The 17,405-nt window shown below is 54.5% G+C and carries 18 protein-coding genes and 1 riboswitch; of the genes, 9 read left to right on the top strand and 9 right to left on the bottom strand.

What is annotated here, in order from left to right; all coding sequences use genetic code 11:
- Positions 1-148 precede the first annotated feature (148 nt).
- Positions 149-1,021, top strand: coding sequence for a UbiA-like polyprenyltransferase (locus L6439_RS26530; protein WP_168179181.1), 873 nt, complete (start codon positions 149-151; stop codon positions 1,019-1,021).
- A gap of 738 nt (positions 1,022-1,759) precedes the next feature.
- On the opposite strand, the gene L6439_RS26525 is transcribed toward L6439_RS26530, so the two are convergent.
- On the bottom strand, positions 1,760-2,143 hold the full coding sequence (locus L6439_RS26525; RefSeq protein WP_213469821.1) for a DUF5367 family protein: 384 nt from the start codon (positions 2,141-2,143) through the stop codon (positions 1,760-1,762).
- Positions 2,144-2,186: 43 nt separating this feature from the next.
- Positions 2,187-2,810: a TetR/AcrR family transcriptional regulator gene (locus L6439_RS26520; RefSeq protein ID WP_213469822.1), complete on the bottom strand. Its 624-nt coding sequence runs from the start codon at positions 2,808-2,810 to the stop codon at positions 2,187-2,189.
- A gap of 260 nt (positions 2,811-3,070) precedes the next feature.
- Between L6439_RS26520 and L6439_RS26515 the strand changes: the two genes are divergently transcribed.
- Positions 3,071-3,637: a hypothetical protein gene (locus L6439_RS26515; RefSeq protein WP_213469823.1), complete on the top strand. Its 567-nt coding sequence runs from the start codon at positions 3,071-3,073 to the stop codon at positions 3,635-3,637.
- 393 nt (positions 3,638-4,030) lie between these two features.
- A complete protein-coding gene (locus L6439_RS26510) occupies positions 4,031-4,588 on the top strand; it encodes a hypothetical protein (protein WP_213469824.1) in 558 nt (185 codons plus the stop codon).
- 35 nt (positions 4,589-4,623) lie between these two features.
- Here L6439_RS26510 and L6439_RS26505 read toward each other — a convergent pair whose 3' ends face one another.
- Positions 4,624-4,770, bottom strand: a complete 147-nt coding sequence (locus tag L6439_RS26505; protein ID WP_168179163.1) for a hypothetical protein — start codon at positions 4,768-4,770, stop codon at positions 4,624-4,626.
- Positions 4,771-5,264: 494 nt separating this feature from the next.
- Between L6439_RS26505 and L6439_RS26500 the strand changes: the two genes are divergently transcribed.
- Positions 5,265-5,501: a hypothetical protein gene (locus L6439_RS26500; RefSeq protein WP_213469825.1), complete on the top strand. Its 237-nt coding sequence runs from the start codon at positions 5,265-5,267 to the stop codon at positions 5,499-5,501.
- Between the two features lie 53 nt (positions 5,502-5,554).
- Here the strand turns inward: L6439_RS26500 and L6439_RS26495 are convergent, their stop codons facing one another.
- The 5 genes from L6439_RS26495 to L6439_RS26475 form a co-directional block, all read right to left on the bottom strand.
- Positions 5,555-6,082: an ADP-heptose synthase gene (locus L6439_RS26495; protein ID WP_237096659.1), complete on the bottom strand. Its 528-nt coding sequence runs from the start codon at positions 6,080-6,082 to the stop codon at positions 5,555-5,557.
- Positions 6,083-6,257: 175 nt separating this feature from the next.
- Positions 6,258-7,256 carry a polyprenyl synthetase family protein gene (locus L6439_RS26490; RefSeq protein ID WP_168179188.1) on the bottom strand — a complete coding sequence of 333 codons (999 nt, stop codon included), beginning with the start codon at positions 7,254-7,256 and terminating at the stop codon, positions 6,258-6,260.
- Positions 7,243-7,692, bottom strand: coding sequence for an adenylate kinase and related kinase (locus L6439_RS26485; protein WP_168179189.1), 450 nt, complete (start codon positions 7,690-7,692; stop codon positions 7,243-7,245). The genes L6439_RS26490 and L6439_RS26485 overlap by 14 nt, the downstream gene beginning before the upstream one ends.
- A 99-nt stretch (positions 7,693-7,791) precedes the next feature.
- Positions 7,792-9,666 (bottom strand): FAD-dependent oxidoreductase, encoded by a 1,875-nt coding sequence (locus tag L6439_RS26480; RefSeq protein WP_168179190.1) that lies wholly within the window; start codon positions 9,664-9,666, stop codon positions 7,792-7,794.
- Between the two features lie 180 nt (positions 9,667-9,846).
- Entirely contained in the window at positions 9,847-10,347 is a 501-nt protein-coding gene (locus L6439_RS26475; protein ID WP_168179191.1) for an FMN-binding protein, read from the bottom strand.
- A 467-nt stretch (positions 10,348-10,814) separates the two neighbouring features.
- Here L6439_RS26475 and L6439_RS26470 point away from each other — a divergent pair, with 467 nt between their 5' ends.
- The 4 genes from L6439_RS26470 (at position 10,815) to L6439_RS26455 (ending at position 15,055) form a co-directional block, all read left to right on the top strand.
- Positions 10,815-11,720 carry a carbohydrate ABC transporter permease gene (locus tag L6439_RS26470; RefSeq protein WP_237096966.1) on the top strand — a complete coding sequence of 302 codons (906 nt, stop codon included), beginning with the start codon at positions 10,815-10,817 and terminating at the stop codon, positions 11,718-11,720.
- Positions 11,721-11,745: 25 nt separating this feature from the next.
- Positions 11,746-12,576, top strand: a complete 831-nt coding sequence (locus L6439_RS26465) for a carbohydrate ABC transporter permease (RefSeq protein WP_168179192.1) — start codon at positions 11,746-11,748, stop codon at positions 12,574-12,576.
- A 112-nt stretch (positions 12,577-12,688) separates the two neighbouring features.
- Positions 12,689-14,050 (top strand): ABC transporter substrate-binding protein, encoded by a 1,362-nt coding sequence (locus L6439_RS26460; protein WP_168179221.1) that lies wholly within the window; start codon positions 12,689-12,691, stop codon positions 14,048-14,050.
- Positions 14,051-14,326: 276 nt separating this feature from the next.
- Positions 14,327-15,055 carry a queuosine precursor transporter gene (locus L6439_RS26455; RefSeq protein WP_213469826.1) on the top strand — a complete coding sequence of 243 codons (729 nt, stop codon included), beginning with the start codon at positions 14,327-14,329 and terminating at the stop codon, positions 15,053-15,055.
- 250 nt (positions 15,056-15,305) lie between these two features.
- On the opposite strand, the gene L6439_RS26450 is transcribed toward L6439_RS26455, so the two are convergent.
- Positions 15,306-15,569 carry a hypothetical protein gene (locus tag L6439_RS26450; protein ID WP_213469827.1) on the bottom strand — a complete coding sequence of 88 codons (264 nt, stop codon included), beginning with the start codon at positions 15,567-15,569 and terminating at the stop codon, positions 15,306-15,308.
- Between the two features lie 157 nt (positions 15,570-15,726).
- Positions 15,727-15,839: riboswitch (TPP riboswitch) on the top strand.
- Positions 15,840-16,178: 339 nt separating this feature from the next.
- On the opposite strand from L6439_RS26450, the gene L6439_RS26445 reads away from it, so the two are divergent.
- Positions 16,179-17,210 carry an ABC transporter substrate-binding protein gene (locus L6439_RS26445; protein WP_213469828.1) on the top strand — a complete coding sequence of 344 codons (1,032 nt, stop codon included), beginning with the start codon at positions 16,179-16,181 and terminating at the stop codon, positions 17,208-17,210.
- Positions 17,211-17,405 lie beyond the last annotated feature (195 nt).

Raw genomic sequence — 17,405 nt, 5'->3', positions numbered from 1 at the left:
CGGTTCGAGGGCGGCACGATGTGTATAGGCCATGCTCAGACCAAGGAGCCGCCGCGGGCCTGTCAGCGGTCGTTCCGTGCGGGCTGCCATGGCTCCGGCAATTGGTCTGGAACCGAAGCCTGGATGATTGATATTGGGGGAGTCAGAAATGATCTGGATTCAGAAGCTATACCGCAAGACCCGGCTGTTCGGCGAGCTCGTCATGTTCTCGCATACCCTGTTCTCGCTGCCGTTCGCGCTAATCTCGATGGTATGGGCCGCCGGCGGCCTGCCGTCCGCGCATGTGATGCTGTGGTCGCTTATCGCGCTGGTGGCGGCGCGGAACGGGGCGAACGCCTTCAACCGGCTGGCCGACCGGGAATATGATGAGGCCAACCCGCGGACGGCCCACCGCCATCTGCCGCAGCGGCTGCTTCAGGAGCGGGAGGTGACGGCGTTCATCCTGCTGAACTTCGCCGTCTTCATCTTCGCGGCAGGCATGCTGAATCCGCTCTGCCTCTGGCTGTCCCCGGTCGCGATCGCGCTCATCTGCTCGTATTCGTATACGAAGCGGTTCACCTGGCTCTGCCATCTGTATCTCGGCTTCACGATTGCATCCGCGCCGGTGGGCGCCTGGTTCGCCGTCACGGGGGAGCTTGCCTTGACGCCGTTCTTGCTCGGCCTGGTGGTGATGCTCTGGATTGCCGGCTTCGATATTATTTATGCGACGCAGGATATCGAGTTCGACCGGAAGACCGGACTGTGGTCCGTACCGAGCTTATTCGGCTACGAGGATGCGCTGTTCATCGCCCGCGGCCTCCATACGATTATGCTGGCCGTGCTGTTCGCCCTCTTCTTCATCCGGGGGCTCGGTTGGATCTACTTGACGGGCATCGCGGCCTCCGCCGTGCTGCTTGCGGTCGAGCACCGCATCGTCCGGCCAAGCAGCCGGAAGCGAATGAACATGGCCTCCTACAACCTGAATCAGGTCATCAGCATGCTGATTCTGTTTTGCACGATGGCTGATTTCTTTTTGCTCTGAGTCAGAGATGAGGACGAGGTTTGGCGTGAATATCAGTCTTGATTGTTTCAGGGATAGAAATAGGAGAATGTGGGCATAGTCCTCTGTTTGTGGAAAAACTACTAAAGTGTCCACACATAAGTAGACAAAAGGGTGTTAAGCTTTGAGCGTAAGAAAAATCGATATATAGAAGATGTGAATTGTAAACTCACATTATATAGTGTTTTCGGGGCTTGAGAAAAACGGTCTCATTCTCGAAGCAGTGTCCACTATTTACAGACAATTCTTTCGATTTTCCAACGTACACGGACAAAAACCAACATTCACCGACTATAAGAAACAGCACCCGCGAAGGGTGTTTTTCTTTGTTGTGGACACAGGCCCCTATAAATAGGTAAGGTATACGCAGGGCAAACAAAACGGGAAAGAGTGGCATTTTAATGTCAACTTAAAAAGCGAATTTCCAGATTTCCACGACATTATCCTAAATTCGAATACGGCCGGGACGGCGTTCATGACCATTCTCAGATCTCAGATGCCCGCTTTGGCAGTTGAGCCGGGGCAGAAGCGTCTCCTTAGTCGACAATCAATTCGGCATTCGTCATTCAGACGGCAGGACTGACAAGAACACCTTGCATTCGGTTGCCGAGATCGAAGAGGTCATCGCTAACGAATTCGCTTTGCCCAAGCTCCCCGTAAGAGAGGCTCTAGACGTGCCATCTGAACTTGGCATCGATGTTTTTAGCTCGGAAAATTAGTCTATTGACTACTCTGGCGCCGCCGGATACCCGCCCAGCCGCTTAACAGAATGAGTCCGTAAGCCCACATGAGCCAGGCGGCGAAGGCGGGGACAGAGGCGGCGGGCATCGAAGGAAAGAGCGACGAATGCCAATTGAGACTGATGATATCAAGCAGCATCCCAGGCACCGCAATGGCGGCGGCCGCGGCAGGAAGATTCAATCCTGCAGCACGCTTGCCGCGGTACAGCGGGAGCGTAATGGCCGCGACAATCGGTATCGTGAGCAAGTAGAACAGTATCATCCACCCCGGATTTGCCGGTTGAATCAACCATCCGCCGAACCAGCGGAACGAGGCAGTCGCCCCGATCCAGACTAGGCATCCCCATATAATAAACGAGCGCATAGCTCCATCCTCCTTAATGCAATGAAATGCTGTTGGACTCGAATTATAAGGTCACATCCTTATCCAGCATGGCCCGTATCCATACCTCCGCATCGCGATAGACTTCATCGACCGGGTAATCGGGGTCCAGCAGTGCCTGCAGCGCGATTCCGTCGATGAGCGCGTTCAGAAGCGGCGCCAGCCGCGCGGGAGACAGAGCGCCTTGCCTAGCCTTCGGCCGCTCCGCCGCTTTTCCGCTCTCTTCCTCTGTGCTGCTCGGCTGGGGGATGCGGCTCTCCAGGAGCTTCGCTAATTGCTCGTTCTCCCGTGCCAGCAGTTGACGAAGCGGCGCCTGCATCGCCGGCTGATGCAGACTGTGCGCCATCATGGCGAAGAAGAGGCGGTGGTACGGGGAATCGAAGCCGCAGCGGCTGCGTGCGGATGCCAACGCATCCGCCAACACAGCCGATTCGGTTGGCATCTCGGCCCAGGATGCTTCGCACCAGTCCCGCAGTACCTCCATCAACAACTGATCTTTCGTCCGAAAATGATAAAACAACGTCCCCTGGGTCACGCCCGCCTGCTCCGCGACGGCCCGCAGCGTCGTTCGCTCCGGTCCCCGCTCGGCGATGCAGGTCCGGGCCGCTTGCAGCAGCATGTCCCGGGAGACGATATTCGGCTTGGCCATGTCAGGCTCCCTCCTTGAAGGAAATTAGGTTCACCTTAATTAGTTATTTAACTGACTAACTAAGATCGACTTCAATTTACCATATAAATGGCGAAAGCGTCAAATATGAGATGACTGTTTAGAAGCAGTTTGTAGTATCGCGTTTTACGGCATAGCGAAAGGTTAACCTAATTAACCAAATATTGGGATGAAAGGCCTATATATCTTACCCATTTCATACAATATAATATTATTGAAATATTTGTCTTAGGAGGTTGGAAATGAGAAAAATCATTATGTTTTTTTTAGTTGCAATGCTCTGTATCTCCAGCACAGTCTTTGCACAAGGAAACATAACTGAAGATGGTTCACGAGTAAACAAAGGGAAGCTTTCAAAAGAAGAAGAACTAATAGTTGAGAAGAGAAGTGAAGAGGTTGGAAGGCATTTCTTGGCGGTTGCAAAGGCGAAGGCAAAACTGGATGAAATGTCAGAGCACTTTACAATGCAATCGGAACAAGTTTTATCTGCACAAGCGGAACTTGAAAAGCTGGAGAAGGGCTATCAACAATTGGGTCTTATCAAGGTTAGTCAAGAGGAGAAGCAATCAGTGACTCCTTTATCTACAAAAGGAGATTATGCACTGGATAAGCTTACAATCTATTATGACTCCAAAGTGGGACTGCATGTTATTGAAATGGCGGGGATGTGGAAAAACACCAACTTCTACAATGATGTACAGTGTCCGCTTTCCTGCCACGGAACGATAGATGTGGGAGGGAAAGACGGAATAGGATTATTCTCATTGCATCGCGATATCAATGTTATCTCTCCAAAGTTTTTACAATAACGCACGGTACCCTGACTGAAACGGATTGGTCATATAGAGCAGATAAGGAAATAGAAAGGAGAGGTGCAGCATACTCTTTTCAAGATACTGTCCAAGTTGCAAGAGTCAATCCTCCTAAGTTTGAGCAATATAACGGATATAGACATTTAATGTGGTATTATTTTAATTTTACCGATGGTTATCCGCGACCAGGAACAACGATTTCGTTTAAAGTGACTGTAGCACACACATGGGGCAGAGCATATGTTAACAGTATAAGTGCCGGACCATTTTCAATAGGGATTGGCATTGCAAATGAATCCGATAGTTGGAAGTTTGACGAACCTACTTACATGAGTTTTTAAAGAGGAGGCAACTCCTCTTTTTTCTGCTTGCTAAAGAAAGGTGGTCTACATGAACAAGCGAAAAAGAGCCCTGATCGCGGGCTTCTTAATTCTTGCTGTTATTCTCGCCGTCGTCGTCATCAAGATAATAAACCGCGATCCGATAGCGCCGTTTCAGTCGCGTGCCGGTTCCATGCACCAGCTAGACCGGGACTCCCGCGTGACGTATACGATCAACTCGCATCATATCGATTTTTTCACGGATAGCAACGGGGAAACGCTTGTATTCTATTCAAATCCCCAGAATGTTATTCTTGGTTATTTATATTTTCCAATTTGGCCCCCTGAAGATACGAGAGTGCATTGGCACCTTAGCGCACGTCAAGACAGCGTCATATTTACCTCTGTCCTGCTGGACGGGGCGATTGACCGGATTACCGTGAAGGCGGAGGACGGTCGGGAGATGAGCAAGGAACTGCACCCGATTCAGTACAATAATTACCGCTTCGTGATTGCAGTTGACAATCGAATCCAGCAATCCCCTGTCGATATAACAGGATACTCTAAGGAGAATAAGGTCGTGTACAAGAACGTGAATCAAAAATACGACAAAAGTTTGTTCAAGTAAGGTTGGATGTATCCAAAGCCCCGCCTCTTGCCAGCTTATGGGGCGGGCTGGTGATAATGCATGCCGGTATCGTGAGGGAAGTCTTCCCGTTCGACGGCATAGTCGAGATCATCGATGTCGCAGATCGGAATCGGCACTTTATTGGCGATGAGCCGGCTGACAAATTCGAACTGATCCGTCAACAAAGGTGCCTGCTCGCGCATTAATGTAGTACTATAAGCGTTGGACCCTGGTCTGTAGGATTAGCTTTAGTAAAGATTATGATCATTGGTTACGTGAGAAAAGGACGTACATGAATTTTTAAAGAGGGGGAGACTCCTCTTGTTTTCTTCTGGGAAGAAAGGTGGTCGTGATGAAGAAGAGAAGCATCATTCTGGTTTCCGGTTGCTTTATTCTTGTCGCTGTCCTCATAGGCCCAGCCCTCATGATGATGAACCGCGATCCTGTAGAGTCCTATCAATCGTATATCGGCTCCAAGTATCAGCTCAATCGGGATTCCCTCGTAACGTATAAGATCAACTCACATCATGTCACGTTTATCACGGATAATCATTACTCTACGCATATTTTCTGTTCCGAAGCAGGGGATTCCAAAATTAATTATCTTTATATTCCGAGAGGGGCGCCAGAGAGAAAGCGAGTGTATTGGCATACGAGTTCAAAGAATGGGAGCGTTATGTTTACCTCCGTCCTGTATGACGAAGCGATCGACCATATTACCGTGAAAGCGGTGGATGGACAAGAGATGCGGGAGGAGCTCAAGCCCATTCCTTACAACGATACCCGCTTCGTGGTTGCAGTTAGCGATCGGATTGAAAGAAACCCGGTCGATATTACGGGATACTCCAGGGAGGATGAGGTGGTTTACCGCAATATTAAGGAGAAATACGACAAAGAGCTGTTCAAGCGCTAGCGCCCTTCCCATGCAAAAACCCGCCTCTTGCTAGCTTAAGGGGCGGGCTGGTGCTAATGCATGCCGGTGTCGTCAGGGAAGTCTTCCTGTTCGACGGCATAGTCGAAATCATCGATGTCGTAGATCGGAATCGGCACTTCATTGGCGATGAGCCGGCTGACAAATTCGAACTGATCCGTCAACAAAGGAGCCTGCTCGCGCATGGAGGTGAGAATGAGCTCCGTCTCCACCGGATCGAACAGTTCTCCGTAGCGCGCGTTGTCCATCGCGTTGATGATGACGCAAGAGACGTTATCGCGCAAGAGAAGGGGAGGGCTGGTCCGCCAAGGGGCGGTTAAGGCCCGTTCGATCTTCTTTTTGTTCAATTCGCTCTCGAAATAGGTGATCAGCTGCTCGATCTGCTGCTTGGCGAATACGTCTTCTTCCGGGTCGGGCATGACCTGCTCGCCCTCCTGACGCATCTCGTACAATTCCATGATCGTCGTATAAGGGATTACATATTCAACGGGCCGCCGGGGCTCAAATAAATGGCCGTATACCGCTAGCATAACGGCTTCCAATACAAATCGGCGAGGCTTCACTGTCGATCCTCCTTCATCTAAGATGCAGATTGCGATTGGCAGACAGGCTGCGCGCAATAACATAATAATACCACCTTGCCCCAATGGACAAAAGAGTAAACAGTTGAATTATTCGGGAAACCCAAGAAAGCCGAACCTCCTGTATCCAAGAGATTCGGCTTCTGCCGGGTACGGGTCAATACGTTCGCGCCTCGAAATAAGACCAGAGCGTGCGCAGATCGGCATGCGCCGGAAAAGCGGACAACTGCTCCGTCACGTCCCATGCCTGCTTCATGAACCGGTGGCTTACCGCCAGCGCTTCCTCCAGGCCTCCGCTCTGCCGGACGATCTCGATGGCCTCGTCCATTGCCGCTTCGGAGGCGTCCGGGCGAAGCAGCTCGCGCAGCTTGCCGGCCGTGGCCTCGTCCTTCATCGCCAGGATGACGGGCAGGGTGACATGACCGTTGCGGAGGTCGGTGCCTGCCGGCTTGCCCAGCTCCTCGGCGGTCGCCGTGAAGTCCATGATGTCGTCCCGAATCTGGAAGGCCATGCCGAGCAGCTCGCCGAAGCGGTACAGGCTGTCCACGACGTCCGGAGCGGCGCCGGCTGCTTTGGCGCCAAGCTGCAGGCAGGTGGCCATCAGCAGGGCGGTCTTGTTGCGTGTCTTCTCCCAATACGCCTCCAGCGGGATTTCGAGATTGAAGCGCTGCTCCATCTGCTGGTACTCGCCTAGGCAGAGCTGGGTCGTCGTGACCGAGGCCAGCTCGTGGATATATTTCTCCGCCTCCTGCCCATTGGCGGCGGCGAGTTCCATGACGCGGCACATAATATAGTTTCCGATATGGACGGCAGAATAGACCCCGGTCTTGCGATGCAGGGCCGGCTGTCCGCGCCGCGTCTCTGCCTGATCCAGAATATCGTCGTGAACGAGTGAGGCGGCGTGGACCATTTCGACCATCGCGGCCAACTGGTAGACGCTGTCCGTCTCGGGACGGGAGCCGAACCGGCTGCCGACGATCGTCATAATCGGCCGCAGACGCTTGCCTCCTGCGCGGATGAGATCCATGACGCTGAGCGCGACGATGGATCGGGAGGATACATCCGGGTCATGCAGCACAATTCGTTCCAGGTCGCGGTTGATGCGGGCGAGCGGGATATGAAGGCGTTCATGCAGCGTGCCGTCAAATGACCTCATATGCCACCTGCTTGTAACGCTTCATCAGGAACCGGGACATCTGCCGATGCAGCTCCGATTCCGTACCTTTTCCCTCTGCCCGCCGTATTTGAATCCGCTTGTTGACCGTAGCCATATCGGCTATCAGCTCGGTTAACCCGTGACGCGCGGCGAACTGGTAGTACAGACTGAGCAAGAAGTCGCCGTCGAGCACCGCTTTCCCCGCGAGACGCTCGTCCTGGGGAACATGGTGATGCGTCCGCATCGCTTGACGCAGCAGCCAATAGCAGCCTAACAGAAGGCGCCGTTCCTCGGCTGTCATATCATAAGCGTCCAGCGTTCGCGCCATATCGGACAGGTAGCGTTCGTCCGAGCCCGCCGTAATGCGGATGCCGGCCAGCGGCGGAAGCTCTTGCTCAAGCATCTGAATCGTATCCTTCATAAGTTGCCGGTTCATGGGAACCCCCCGCTTCCCTGTAGAAATAAGCAAAGTAATGTGACGCAGGGACACATTACTTTGCCGTTGTCAATGAATGTTATATCGTCCGGGTCCCGATTAATCGGTATACAGGTACCAGCGGCGGACAAGCGGAATCTTCTTCCAGATTCGCTTCAGGCGAGGGTACAGGTAGTAATCCGCGCCGAAGGTGCTGCCGGAACCGCCAATCAACGCGATGCCGCCGAAGAAGTACCAGAACATCTCGTAAGGAGCCATGCCGGACGTGTAGATCATGACGCCCATCGCGCAAGTTCCGATCGCGGCAATCGCCGTGAACAAGCCGATAATCAGCATAATGCCGAAGACAACCTCGGCCGCTACCATGCAGCCCTGGAAAATATATGCCAGCGTCGTGTAGCCGCCGTCATGCGTATAGAACATCAAATCCATCGACCAATCCACGATGCTCTTGAGGAAATCCGGCACCGGAATAGCCTTGATCGCCGTGCTTGCCCCTTCTACGGCCGATGCGGCCGTCTGGGCGTCTACGGTCGAATGGACCGCGTCGACCGCTTCCGTAGCCGCCGTCACGCCATCCATCGCCTTCGGCGGAATCAAGAACATTTGGGAAGGATCCTTAAGCAGCTTCGCCGCTTTCTCCCAACCTTGCATCAACCACATGACACCGATGTAGATCCGCAGCGGCACAAGCCAGAAGTTCGGCGAACGCTTGGAGAAGTGGCCGCCAACGAAGCTTCTGCGGTTCTCGATGTGGAAGATCTCGTGCATCAAATAAGTCCAGACCTTATTAAAACCAAGTACCTGCAAGAAGTACACGATATTAATCATGTGCTTGAAGAACATGGCCAGGAAGCCGGAGAAATGGAACAGCTTCTTCGGCGTTCCCACGGCGGCAACCCCGTAGCGTCCGCCAATGGAGACCATCGTCCCGTGGAAGGCCGGCTTGTACGATTTTTGCGTGCCGCCCTTGATGTCGCATACGAGATTGTGGGCGATGAGGCCGGCGGAGTGCTCGGCGTTCTCGACCATTTGCGGGACGGGCCGCTCTTCGCCTTCCGGAATATAGAAGATGTTGTCGCCGACAACATAGACATTGTCATAATCAACGGACTGCAGCTTGTCATTGGTCAAAATGCGCTTGCGTCCTTGCTGCTGCACGTCGAGATTGCCGACCAGATCGGAACCTTCGACCCCAGCCGTCCAGATCACCGTGCTCGATTTGATTTCGTTGTCCTCGCCCAGAATAACCGAGTTCGGCGTCACGCCGGAAATTTTCGTTCCGGTAATGATCTCGACTTTCATTTTGCGGAGATATTTATCCGCTTTGTCGATCAGATTTTGCGGCAGAATCGGCAAAATCTTCGGTGCCATATCGGCCACGACAAGACGAACTTCGGATTCATCCACATAGAATTCCTGGCACAGCTGCTCGCGGTATTCCGCCAGTTCGCCGATCATTTCCACGCCCGTGAAGCCGGCGCCGACGACGACGAAGGTCAGCATCTGCTTGCGCAGTTCCGGATCGCTCACTTTCGTGGCATCCATGAACATTTGGCGGATCTGCTGCTTCAGCTTCACCGCATCCTCGAACGACCACAGCGAGAAGGAATGCTCCTCCGCGCCCGGGATCCCGAAGAATGACGGTTTACATCCGGTACCGATAACAAGATGATCATACTTGTACGTGCCGTGTTTTCCCTCGAGCTTGTTGCTCTTGAAATCAATGTTCGCAATTTCGTCCAGGACGATGTCCACCTTGAGGCCCGCGAAAATCTTCTTCAGATCCATCTTGATGGCATCTTCGTCAACGCGCCCCGCGGCGACCTCGTGCAGCTCCGTCATCATCGTATGGAACGGCTTGCGGTCAATCAGCCTGATGCGGATATCCTGATCCTTTTTGAACCGTTTGGCCAGCTTCTTCGCCGTCAGGACACCGCCGTAGCCTGCGCCCAACACAACGATCTCTTTCATGGTTTCACCCCTGCATAACGATGTAGTATGAATTGCGTTGGTTCAAAATTAAACTATATCATGAAGGGAGCCCCGACAGCAGGAGAGCAAGGATGAATGCTATCAAGCGTCATCTGTGCCCGTAGGCCACCGTACTCTCTTACTGCGGAGCTCTATATTCAATCCTGAATCGAAGCCAGATTACTTAGCCGAAGCGAGAGCTTCCTCAGCCAGCTTCACAAAGCCGATGACGTGGATGGATACGCCGGAGATTGCATCCTGGGTGCCATCATCTTTCACTGCGATGGCCGCAGGATCTTGCTTCGCGATCAGCTCTTCTTCCATTTTTTTCGCTTGCTCGCTCCATTCCAGTTCGGAACCGGCTTTCTTCATGCCGTACTCTTCGCCCAGCTCTTTTTTCGTTTTTCCGCCTTCTTTATTGACGGCGTCCCAGTTCACTTCTGTAATCTTACCGTCTTTCACGGTGATATCGAGCGTATCTTTCCAACCGGACTTCTCGTCGAAGTCGCCGGCTTCGGCATGATACGTGCCATCTTTATATTGGCCTTGGGCTTGGCCTTGATCCGCCGGAGTCGTCGTCTCCGTATTTGGTGCTGTAGTCTCTTCTTTCTTATCTCCACAGCCTGCCAGCATGCCTACTACTAATACAGCAGACAAAAGCAACGCAATTTTCTTTTTCATAACCCGTCCCCACCTTTTCATTATTCAAAAATACTTTGTGAAAAATTTAACTAACCGTTTTACACCATGATTGTAACATCAAGACCAAATATTAGATGTGATATAAGTCACAGTCAACCCCAAAATTTAAAAATATTAAAATTGTTTTGTTTTCCGGTGTTTTTTTCTTATTGTTGCGAACTTTCTCCCATCTTATACAATCGGGAACCAGACCGCAATGCTTAACTCGATGCGGCTTTATGATTTCTTTGCAAAAAATGCAGGAACCCTTTACAAGCCTCTGATATGGGCTTTACATTTCTCCGCTATGCTGGGGGAGATGACAGGCCGTTCCTGTTCCAAGCGGGCAAGCGCCCATGGGCAGGTACAGGCCGCTGCGCAGCTGATGATTGGGGGTGCCTATCGTGAAATCGACTGTAATGCCCGGGCGGGGAGCGCTGTTGTCCGCAGAGCGGACACGGCATGCCATGGAGGAGAACAATGCTGCCGTCCGTCGCCGCCGCCTGTGGGAGAGAATCCGGCCCTATGTATATATCGGCCCGGCATTTCTGTTTCTCGGTTTGTTCTTTTTCTATCCGATGCTGTCCGTCTTTGTTCTGAGCTTCTTCGACTGGTCTCTGCTGAATCTCGCGAGCCGTTCCTGGTACGGCTTGGCCAATTACCGCGAGCTGCTCGCGGATCCCGACTTCGCGCATGTGGTCGCCAATACGGCGATATACACGGCGGCGACCGTCGGCCTCGGGCTGCTGCTGGCTCTGTTTCTGGCCTTGTGGCTGAACCGTCCGGCACGGAGGTTCGGGCTCATTCAAGGCATGCTGTTCAGCCCGCATATCATTTCTCTCGTCTCCATATCGATCTTGTGGCTGTGGATGATGGATCCCCAGTACGGCCTGCTGAACACCGTGCTGGAGGCACTCGGCATTTCCGGCCTGCCGTGGCTCGCCGATCCGGCCACCGCCCTGCCTTCGCTCATTCTCGTCGCGCTCTGGAAGGGGGTCGGCTACAACATGATCGTACTGATTGCCGGTCTGCAGAGCATCCCGCGCGAGATTCATGAAGCGGCGCTGCTGGATAACGTGTCGCGCTGGCGCGTCGTGTGGCGGATTACGATTCCGCTCTTGTCGCCCAGTCTGTTCTTTCTGCTCATCATGAATACGATTAGTTCCTTTCAGGTCTTCGATACGATCAGCATCATGACCCAGGGCGGCCCCGTGAACAGCACCAACATGCTGGTCTACTACATTTACGAGCAGGGGATGGAGTTCTTCAACGGCGGGTATGCCGCTGCCGGCTCGGTCTTGCTGCTGGCCGCCGTCGGCCTGGTGACGCTCGCGCATTTCGCTCTGCTCGGGCGCCGGGTTCATTACCGCTAAAAAACAAGAAAAGGAGGCTGCCGATATGCACAACCTGGTACGCAGATGGCCCTTCCGCCTGCTGGAAGCCGCCGCGCTCGCCCTGATCGCGGGCATGTTCCTCTTTCCCTTCTTGTGGATGCTCGTGACCGCCTTCAAATCAAAGCCCGAGGTGCTGCAGTTCCCGCCAACGTGGATCCCGCAGGAATGGCGATGGGACAACTTCTCTGCGGCGTGGAACTCGGGTCCGTTCGGCCGTTACGTGCTGAACAATGTGATTGTCGCCGTCAGCATTTTGGCGCTGCAGCTGCTCACCGGCATTCCGGCCGCTTATGCGTTCGCCCGCTTCCGCTTCAAGGGGAGGGGACTGCTGTTCAGCCTCGTGCTGCTGGCGCTCATGATCCCGTCGCAGGTCGTGTTCCTTCCTATTTATGTGCAGATGAGCGGGTGGAATCTAATCAATACGTTGTGGGCGTTAATTCTTCCATTCGGGGCGAGCGCCTTCGGCATCTTCCTCATCCGGCAAGCGTTCTTGCAGATACCGGAAGATATGATGGAGGCGGCCCGGCTCGATCATGCGACCGAATGGACGATCCTGTGGCGCATCGCGGTGCCGATGGCGAAGCCGGCCGTGACGACCTTTGCGCTGTTCAGCCTCATATACCATTGGAATGATTATTTCTGGCCGCTTATTATGACGAATCAGGCGGCGATGCGGACACTTCCAGTGGGCATTGCGATGCTGAAGGAGACGGAAGGCATCAGCGCGTGGAACGTGCTGATGGCAGGCAATCTGATGCTCGTCGTTCCGGCGCTGCTGCTGTTCGTTCTGGCACAGCGGCATATTATGCAGGCTTTCGTGTACAGCACCAAATAAAGCTTCTTGTCTAACTCAATCGCGTATCAATAAATCGTACATCAATCGATCGAGCATTAATGAATCGCACATCAATCCATCGTGAAGGAGATGAAGAAGGATGATTTGGAATATGTATCGCAAGAAGCGAATGCGGTCAGCCGTGCTGGCGATGATGATGGGGGCGGGGGCATTGTTGTCCGGCTGCGGCGGGACGGCCGCGGGGACATCCTCGGGAAGCGCGGCGGACGCCCAGACAGGGGGACTCGCCCCGGCGCCGGCGGCCCAGATCGCTTCCGAACCGGCTGCGGGCACGCCGGTAGAGATTCAGTTCTGGTATTCTCTGGGCGGAGCGAATGGCGAGCTGATTGAAGCGATGACGGCGGACTTCAACGCGTCTCAGGATGAAGTATTCGTTCGGCCGGCTTATCAAGGCGATTATTATACGAACCATTCCAAGGTGCTGGCCGCCGTTGCCGCCGGCAACCAGCCCGACGTCACGATGATCGAGGTCGCTTCGGTCGGGGCGTTCGCGGACGCGGGCGTCATCGAGCCGCTGTCCTCGTATACGCAAGGCGCGGAGAAGGACTATATCGACGGATTGATGGGCAACTCCTACTGGAAGGATGAGCTGTACGCCATCCCGTTCAACCGCTCGACGCCCTTGCTCTATCTGAACAAGGGGCTGTTGAAGGAGGCGGGTCTCAACCCGGAAGGCCCGAAGACTTGGACGGAGCTGGAGGAATTCGCCCGCAAGCTGACGAAGCAGGAGGGCGGGAAGACGGTGCGCTACGGCTTCTCCACGCCGATCGACATCTGGTTCTATGAAGCGCTTGTCTTTCAGAGCGGGGGCAGCATCTTGACCGAGGACAACAAGCAGCTTGCGCTGCTGAACGAGGCGGGAAAAGCGCCGCTTGAATTCTGGTCGCGCATGATCAAGGAAGGCATTATGAAGAATCCGCCGGGCGAGAAATACAATGCTTGGGACGTAGCCAAGCAGGATTTCGTCAACGGGCAGGTCGCCATGATCTTTACGTCGACGGGCGATCTGAAGGGCTTGAAGGAGACGGCCGGATTCGAGGTCGGAACCGCCTTTCTGCCGGCGAACAAGGATTATGGCGCTCCGACGGGCGGCGCGAATCTGGCCGTGCTGGCGGCATCGTCCACGGAGAAGAAGCGGGCGGCGTGGAAGTTCATTCAGTGGATGACCGCTCCGGAGCAGACGATACGCTGGTCGCAAGGCTCTGGTTATATGCCGGTCAGCAAGACTGCGGTGGAGTCGGATACCTTGAAGGAGGCCTTCGCCAAGGATCCGAACTTCAAGGTCGCGATCGATCAGCTGCAGTATGGCAAGGCGCGTCCGATGGTGCCCGGCTATAAGGAATTGCAGGAGGTTATTATGACCGAGATCCAACGGGTCATCCTCGGCCAGGCGACGCCGGATGGAGCGCTGCAGGCCGCGACGGACAAGGCGAACAAGCTGCTGCGCAAATAAAGGACGCCTGACCGGGAAGCATCACCCGGAAAAAGCACCTCCCCGCATTTTTGGGGAAGGTGCTTTTTCCGGGTGCCCGCAAGTTTCGCTTAGGCGCCCCTGGTCGGCAAACATTTTCTGCGAGAACGCGGGCATGCCGCCGGGGAGAGCGGCAAAGGAAAACAGTGAGTTTTTGGCATTGGCAATTGACCTGGTCTATGGTAAAGTATACCCCTGTGTGCCATCACACCGCGGTTCGCAACCATCCCGCGTAATCAAAACTAGGGGGAGTACCGAATGTTCAATTTCATATGGGGGATATTGTTTGTCCTTGCCAATTTCGGCTTTTTTCTGCTGTGTTACCGCTTGTTCGGCAAGAACGGCTTGTTCGCCTGGGTCGGCGTCATGACCATCGTCGCCAATATTCAGGTCGGGAAGACGATCGAGATGTTCGGCATCGTAATGACGCTGGGCAATGCGGCAAATGCCAGCCTGTTCATGACCTCGGATCTTCTTAACGAAAAATATGGACCCAAGGAAGCGCGCCGCGCGGTCTGGTTCGGATTTTTCATGCTCATCATGACAACGATAATCATGCAGATGGCCCTTGCCTTCATTCCTCAAGGAGATGAGATTGCCCAGAGGGCACAGGCGTCGCTGGCGCATATTTTCGACTTGATGCCGCGGGTCGCCGCGGGGAGCCTGACGGCCTATCTCGTCAGTCAATTTCTCGATGTCAAGCTGTTCAGCATGCTGCGGGAACGTTTTCCCAAGTCGGGCCAGCTGTGGATTCGCAGCAACTGGAGCACGGGAATCAGCCAATTGGCGGACTCGTTCGTCTTCTGCACGATCGCGTTTGCCGGTTATTACCCATGGGACGTATGGTTTCAAATTTTGCTGACGACCTATATCGTCAAGCTGCTGTTGTCGGTAGCGTCCACCCCGTTTTTATATTGGGCGAGAAGCTTCCGCGTGCCCGGAATGGAATCGTCCGCCGCAAGGGAAGGCAGCATGGACAGACGATAACTTGCGTACACGATACCGTCCGGCTTCGCAGACAAGATGCGGAGCCGGGCGTTTTTTTATGAATGCCGGCATTGGATACAGTACGGGCGGGAGCGCCGTGACAAGTAGGCCGAGCATTTTTGACAAATTGCGCCATGTTTCACATGGAACGTTGTCCGAGGCGCGGGGGCCGTCCGTTTCCCACAAAAAGGGGTTCCTGCGCCGATTGGCGGCTGGAACCCCTTGCTTCACCCGGTCGTGATCGATGGGATCAGTACCCATGTCCGTTCTGCATCATTTGATTATGCATCATGCCCCCGCGCATCATGCCTTGGCTGCGGACCGATTGGCGATCGGCTCCATGGCAGTGTTGAACCATTTGTTCAACCTGTGCATCGGTCATATTCGGATGCATCTGCTTCATATGGGGGGGCATTTGGCCGAAGCCGCTGTCGTTGCTGCCAGAGGCATATACCGCGGTTCCGAAGATGAGGGCGAGCGCGGTTGCCCCAACCCATACAAGTCGTTTTTTCATGAAGACATCCCTCCCAAGGCCATCTTACCCGTACCGGAAAGAAGATCGCTATGTGCTTCGTCACAAGAAAGGCAGGAGATATGCGGATCCTGCGCCGCATCATGGCTGGACAAGGGAGCGGACGAGGTCTATAATTGCATGTGAAACGGCAACTGAATATGCATACTAGGGGGGCTGGAATAGGGCCGGCTGAGATCGTATCCCGTGAAGATACTGACCCTTACACCTGATCTGGGTAATGCCAGCGTAGGAATGAGAATGGCGCCATGCCGGACGGCGGAGGCGTTCCTTTGCGGTCGGAGAAGTCCGATGCACCGCATCCGTGTTCACAGCGCGGGCGGGCAAGCGGAATGCTCTGCATGGAACGCGACGTACCGTTCAAGCGGCCGCCATGCACACGCCTAGGTAATGGACAGCGTAAGCGCCCCGATGAGGGGCGCTTTTTTAGATCCGCGCGATGGCTTGCGCGGGCGCTTATCAGGGAAGGGCTGCGGCAGGATGCCCGTTGTGCCGGGACTCCGCCGGTTCGTATGCCAGAGAAGGAGCATGGCCGTGTACCGCCTGAATGACAGGCGAATCGGAAAGGGGAAGAAGATCAGGATGAGAAGCATGCGTGCACGAAAAAAAGGAGCGCTTGGACTGGCCTTGGCGCTCATGTTCATGTTGACCGCCTGCGCGGGAGGAGGTTCCGCACCGACGACGCAAGGAAGCGGAGCACAGGGCGCTGAAGCGCCGAAGGAGCTGCGCGAGATTACGTTCGTGCTGGAATGGACGCCGAATACGAACCATACCGGGGTGTATGTCGCCCAGCAAGAGGGGTACTTCGAAGCGGAAGGGCTGAAGGTGAACATTATTCAGCCCGGTACAGGCGGAGCCGACGCGATGATCGCCTCTGGCGCCGCGCAGTTCGGGGTCAGCGTACAAGAGAGCATTACGCTGGCGCGCACGCAGAATGTGCCGATCGTGTCTTTGGCGGCCATCATTCAACATAATACGTCCGGGTTCGCCGCCCCGCAGGACAAGCACATTACGTCGCCCAAGGATTTCGAAGGCAAGACGTACGGGGGCTGGGGCTCGCCGGTGGAAGAAATGGTGCTGCGGACGCTCATGGAGCAGGAGGGCGCCGACTACGGCAAGATCAAGAACATCAATATGGGTTCCGCCGACTTTTTCACCGCGGTCAAAAAGGATATTGATTTCGCTTGGATTTTCTACGGGTGGACAGGCATTGAGGCTGAGCTGCGCAGCGAGCCGATCGATATGATGTATGTCAATCAATATTCGGATGCGCTCGACTACTACACTCCGGTCATCGCGACCAGCGAGAAGCTGATCGAGTCCGATCCCGAGCTGGTGAAGGCGTTCATGCGGGCCGTGTCGCGGGGATATCAGTTCGCGATCGACAATCCGGAGCAGGCGGCCGGGATCATGTTGAAGCAGGTGCCTGACCTGGACAAGGAACTGGTTATGGCCAGCCAGCGCTGGCTCAGCCCGAAATACCGCGACGATGCGCCGCGCTGGGGAGAGCAGAAGCGGGAAGTGTGGGATAACTATACGAACTGGCTTTTGCAGAACAAGCTGATGGAGAAGCCGATCGATATCGACAAGGCGTTCACGAACGAGTTCTTGCCTGAAGCCTGAGGCAGACGCTGCTCAGGGAACGGGCGATGACGGCAGGCGATGATGGCGTTAGATCATTTTGAGGGCCGATAATCCGTGCAAGGGTTTGCCCTCTCCGGGATGAACGGTTCGAGCCGGGCTCGGCATCAAGACGGGATTAGCATCAAGAGGGGGATTAGCATCAAGAGCAGGATCAGCATCGAGAGGAGGAGTTGG

This window comes from Paenibacillus dendritiformis (genome assembly GCF_021654795.1).
GTDB lineage: Bacteria > Bacillota > Bacilli > Paenibacillales > Paenibacillaceae > Paenibacillus_B.
The sequence above is the reverse complement of the archived record's forward strand: the minus strand, read 5'-3'. Positions and strand labels throughout refer to the sequence as shown.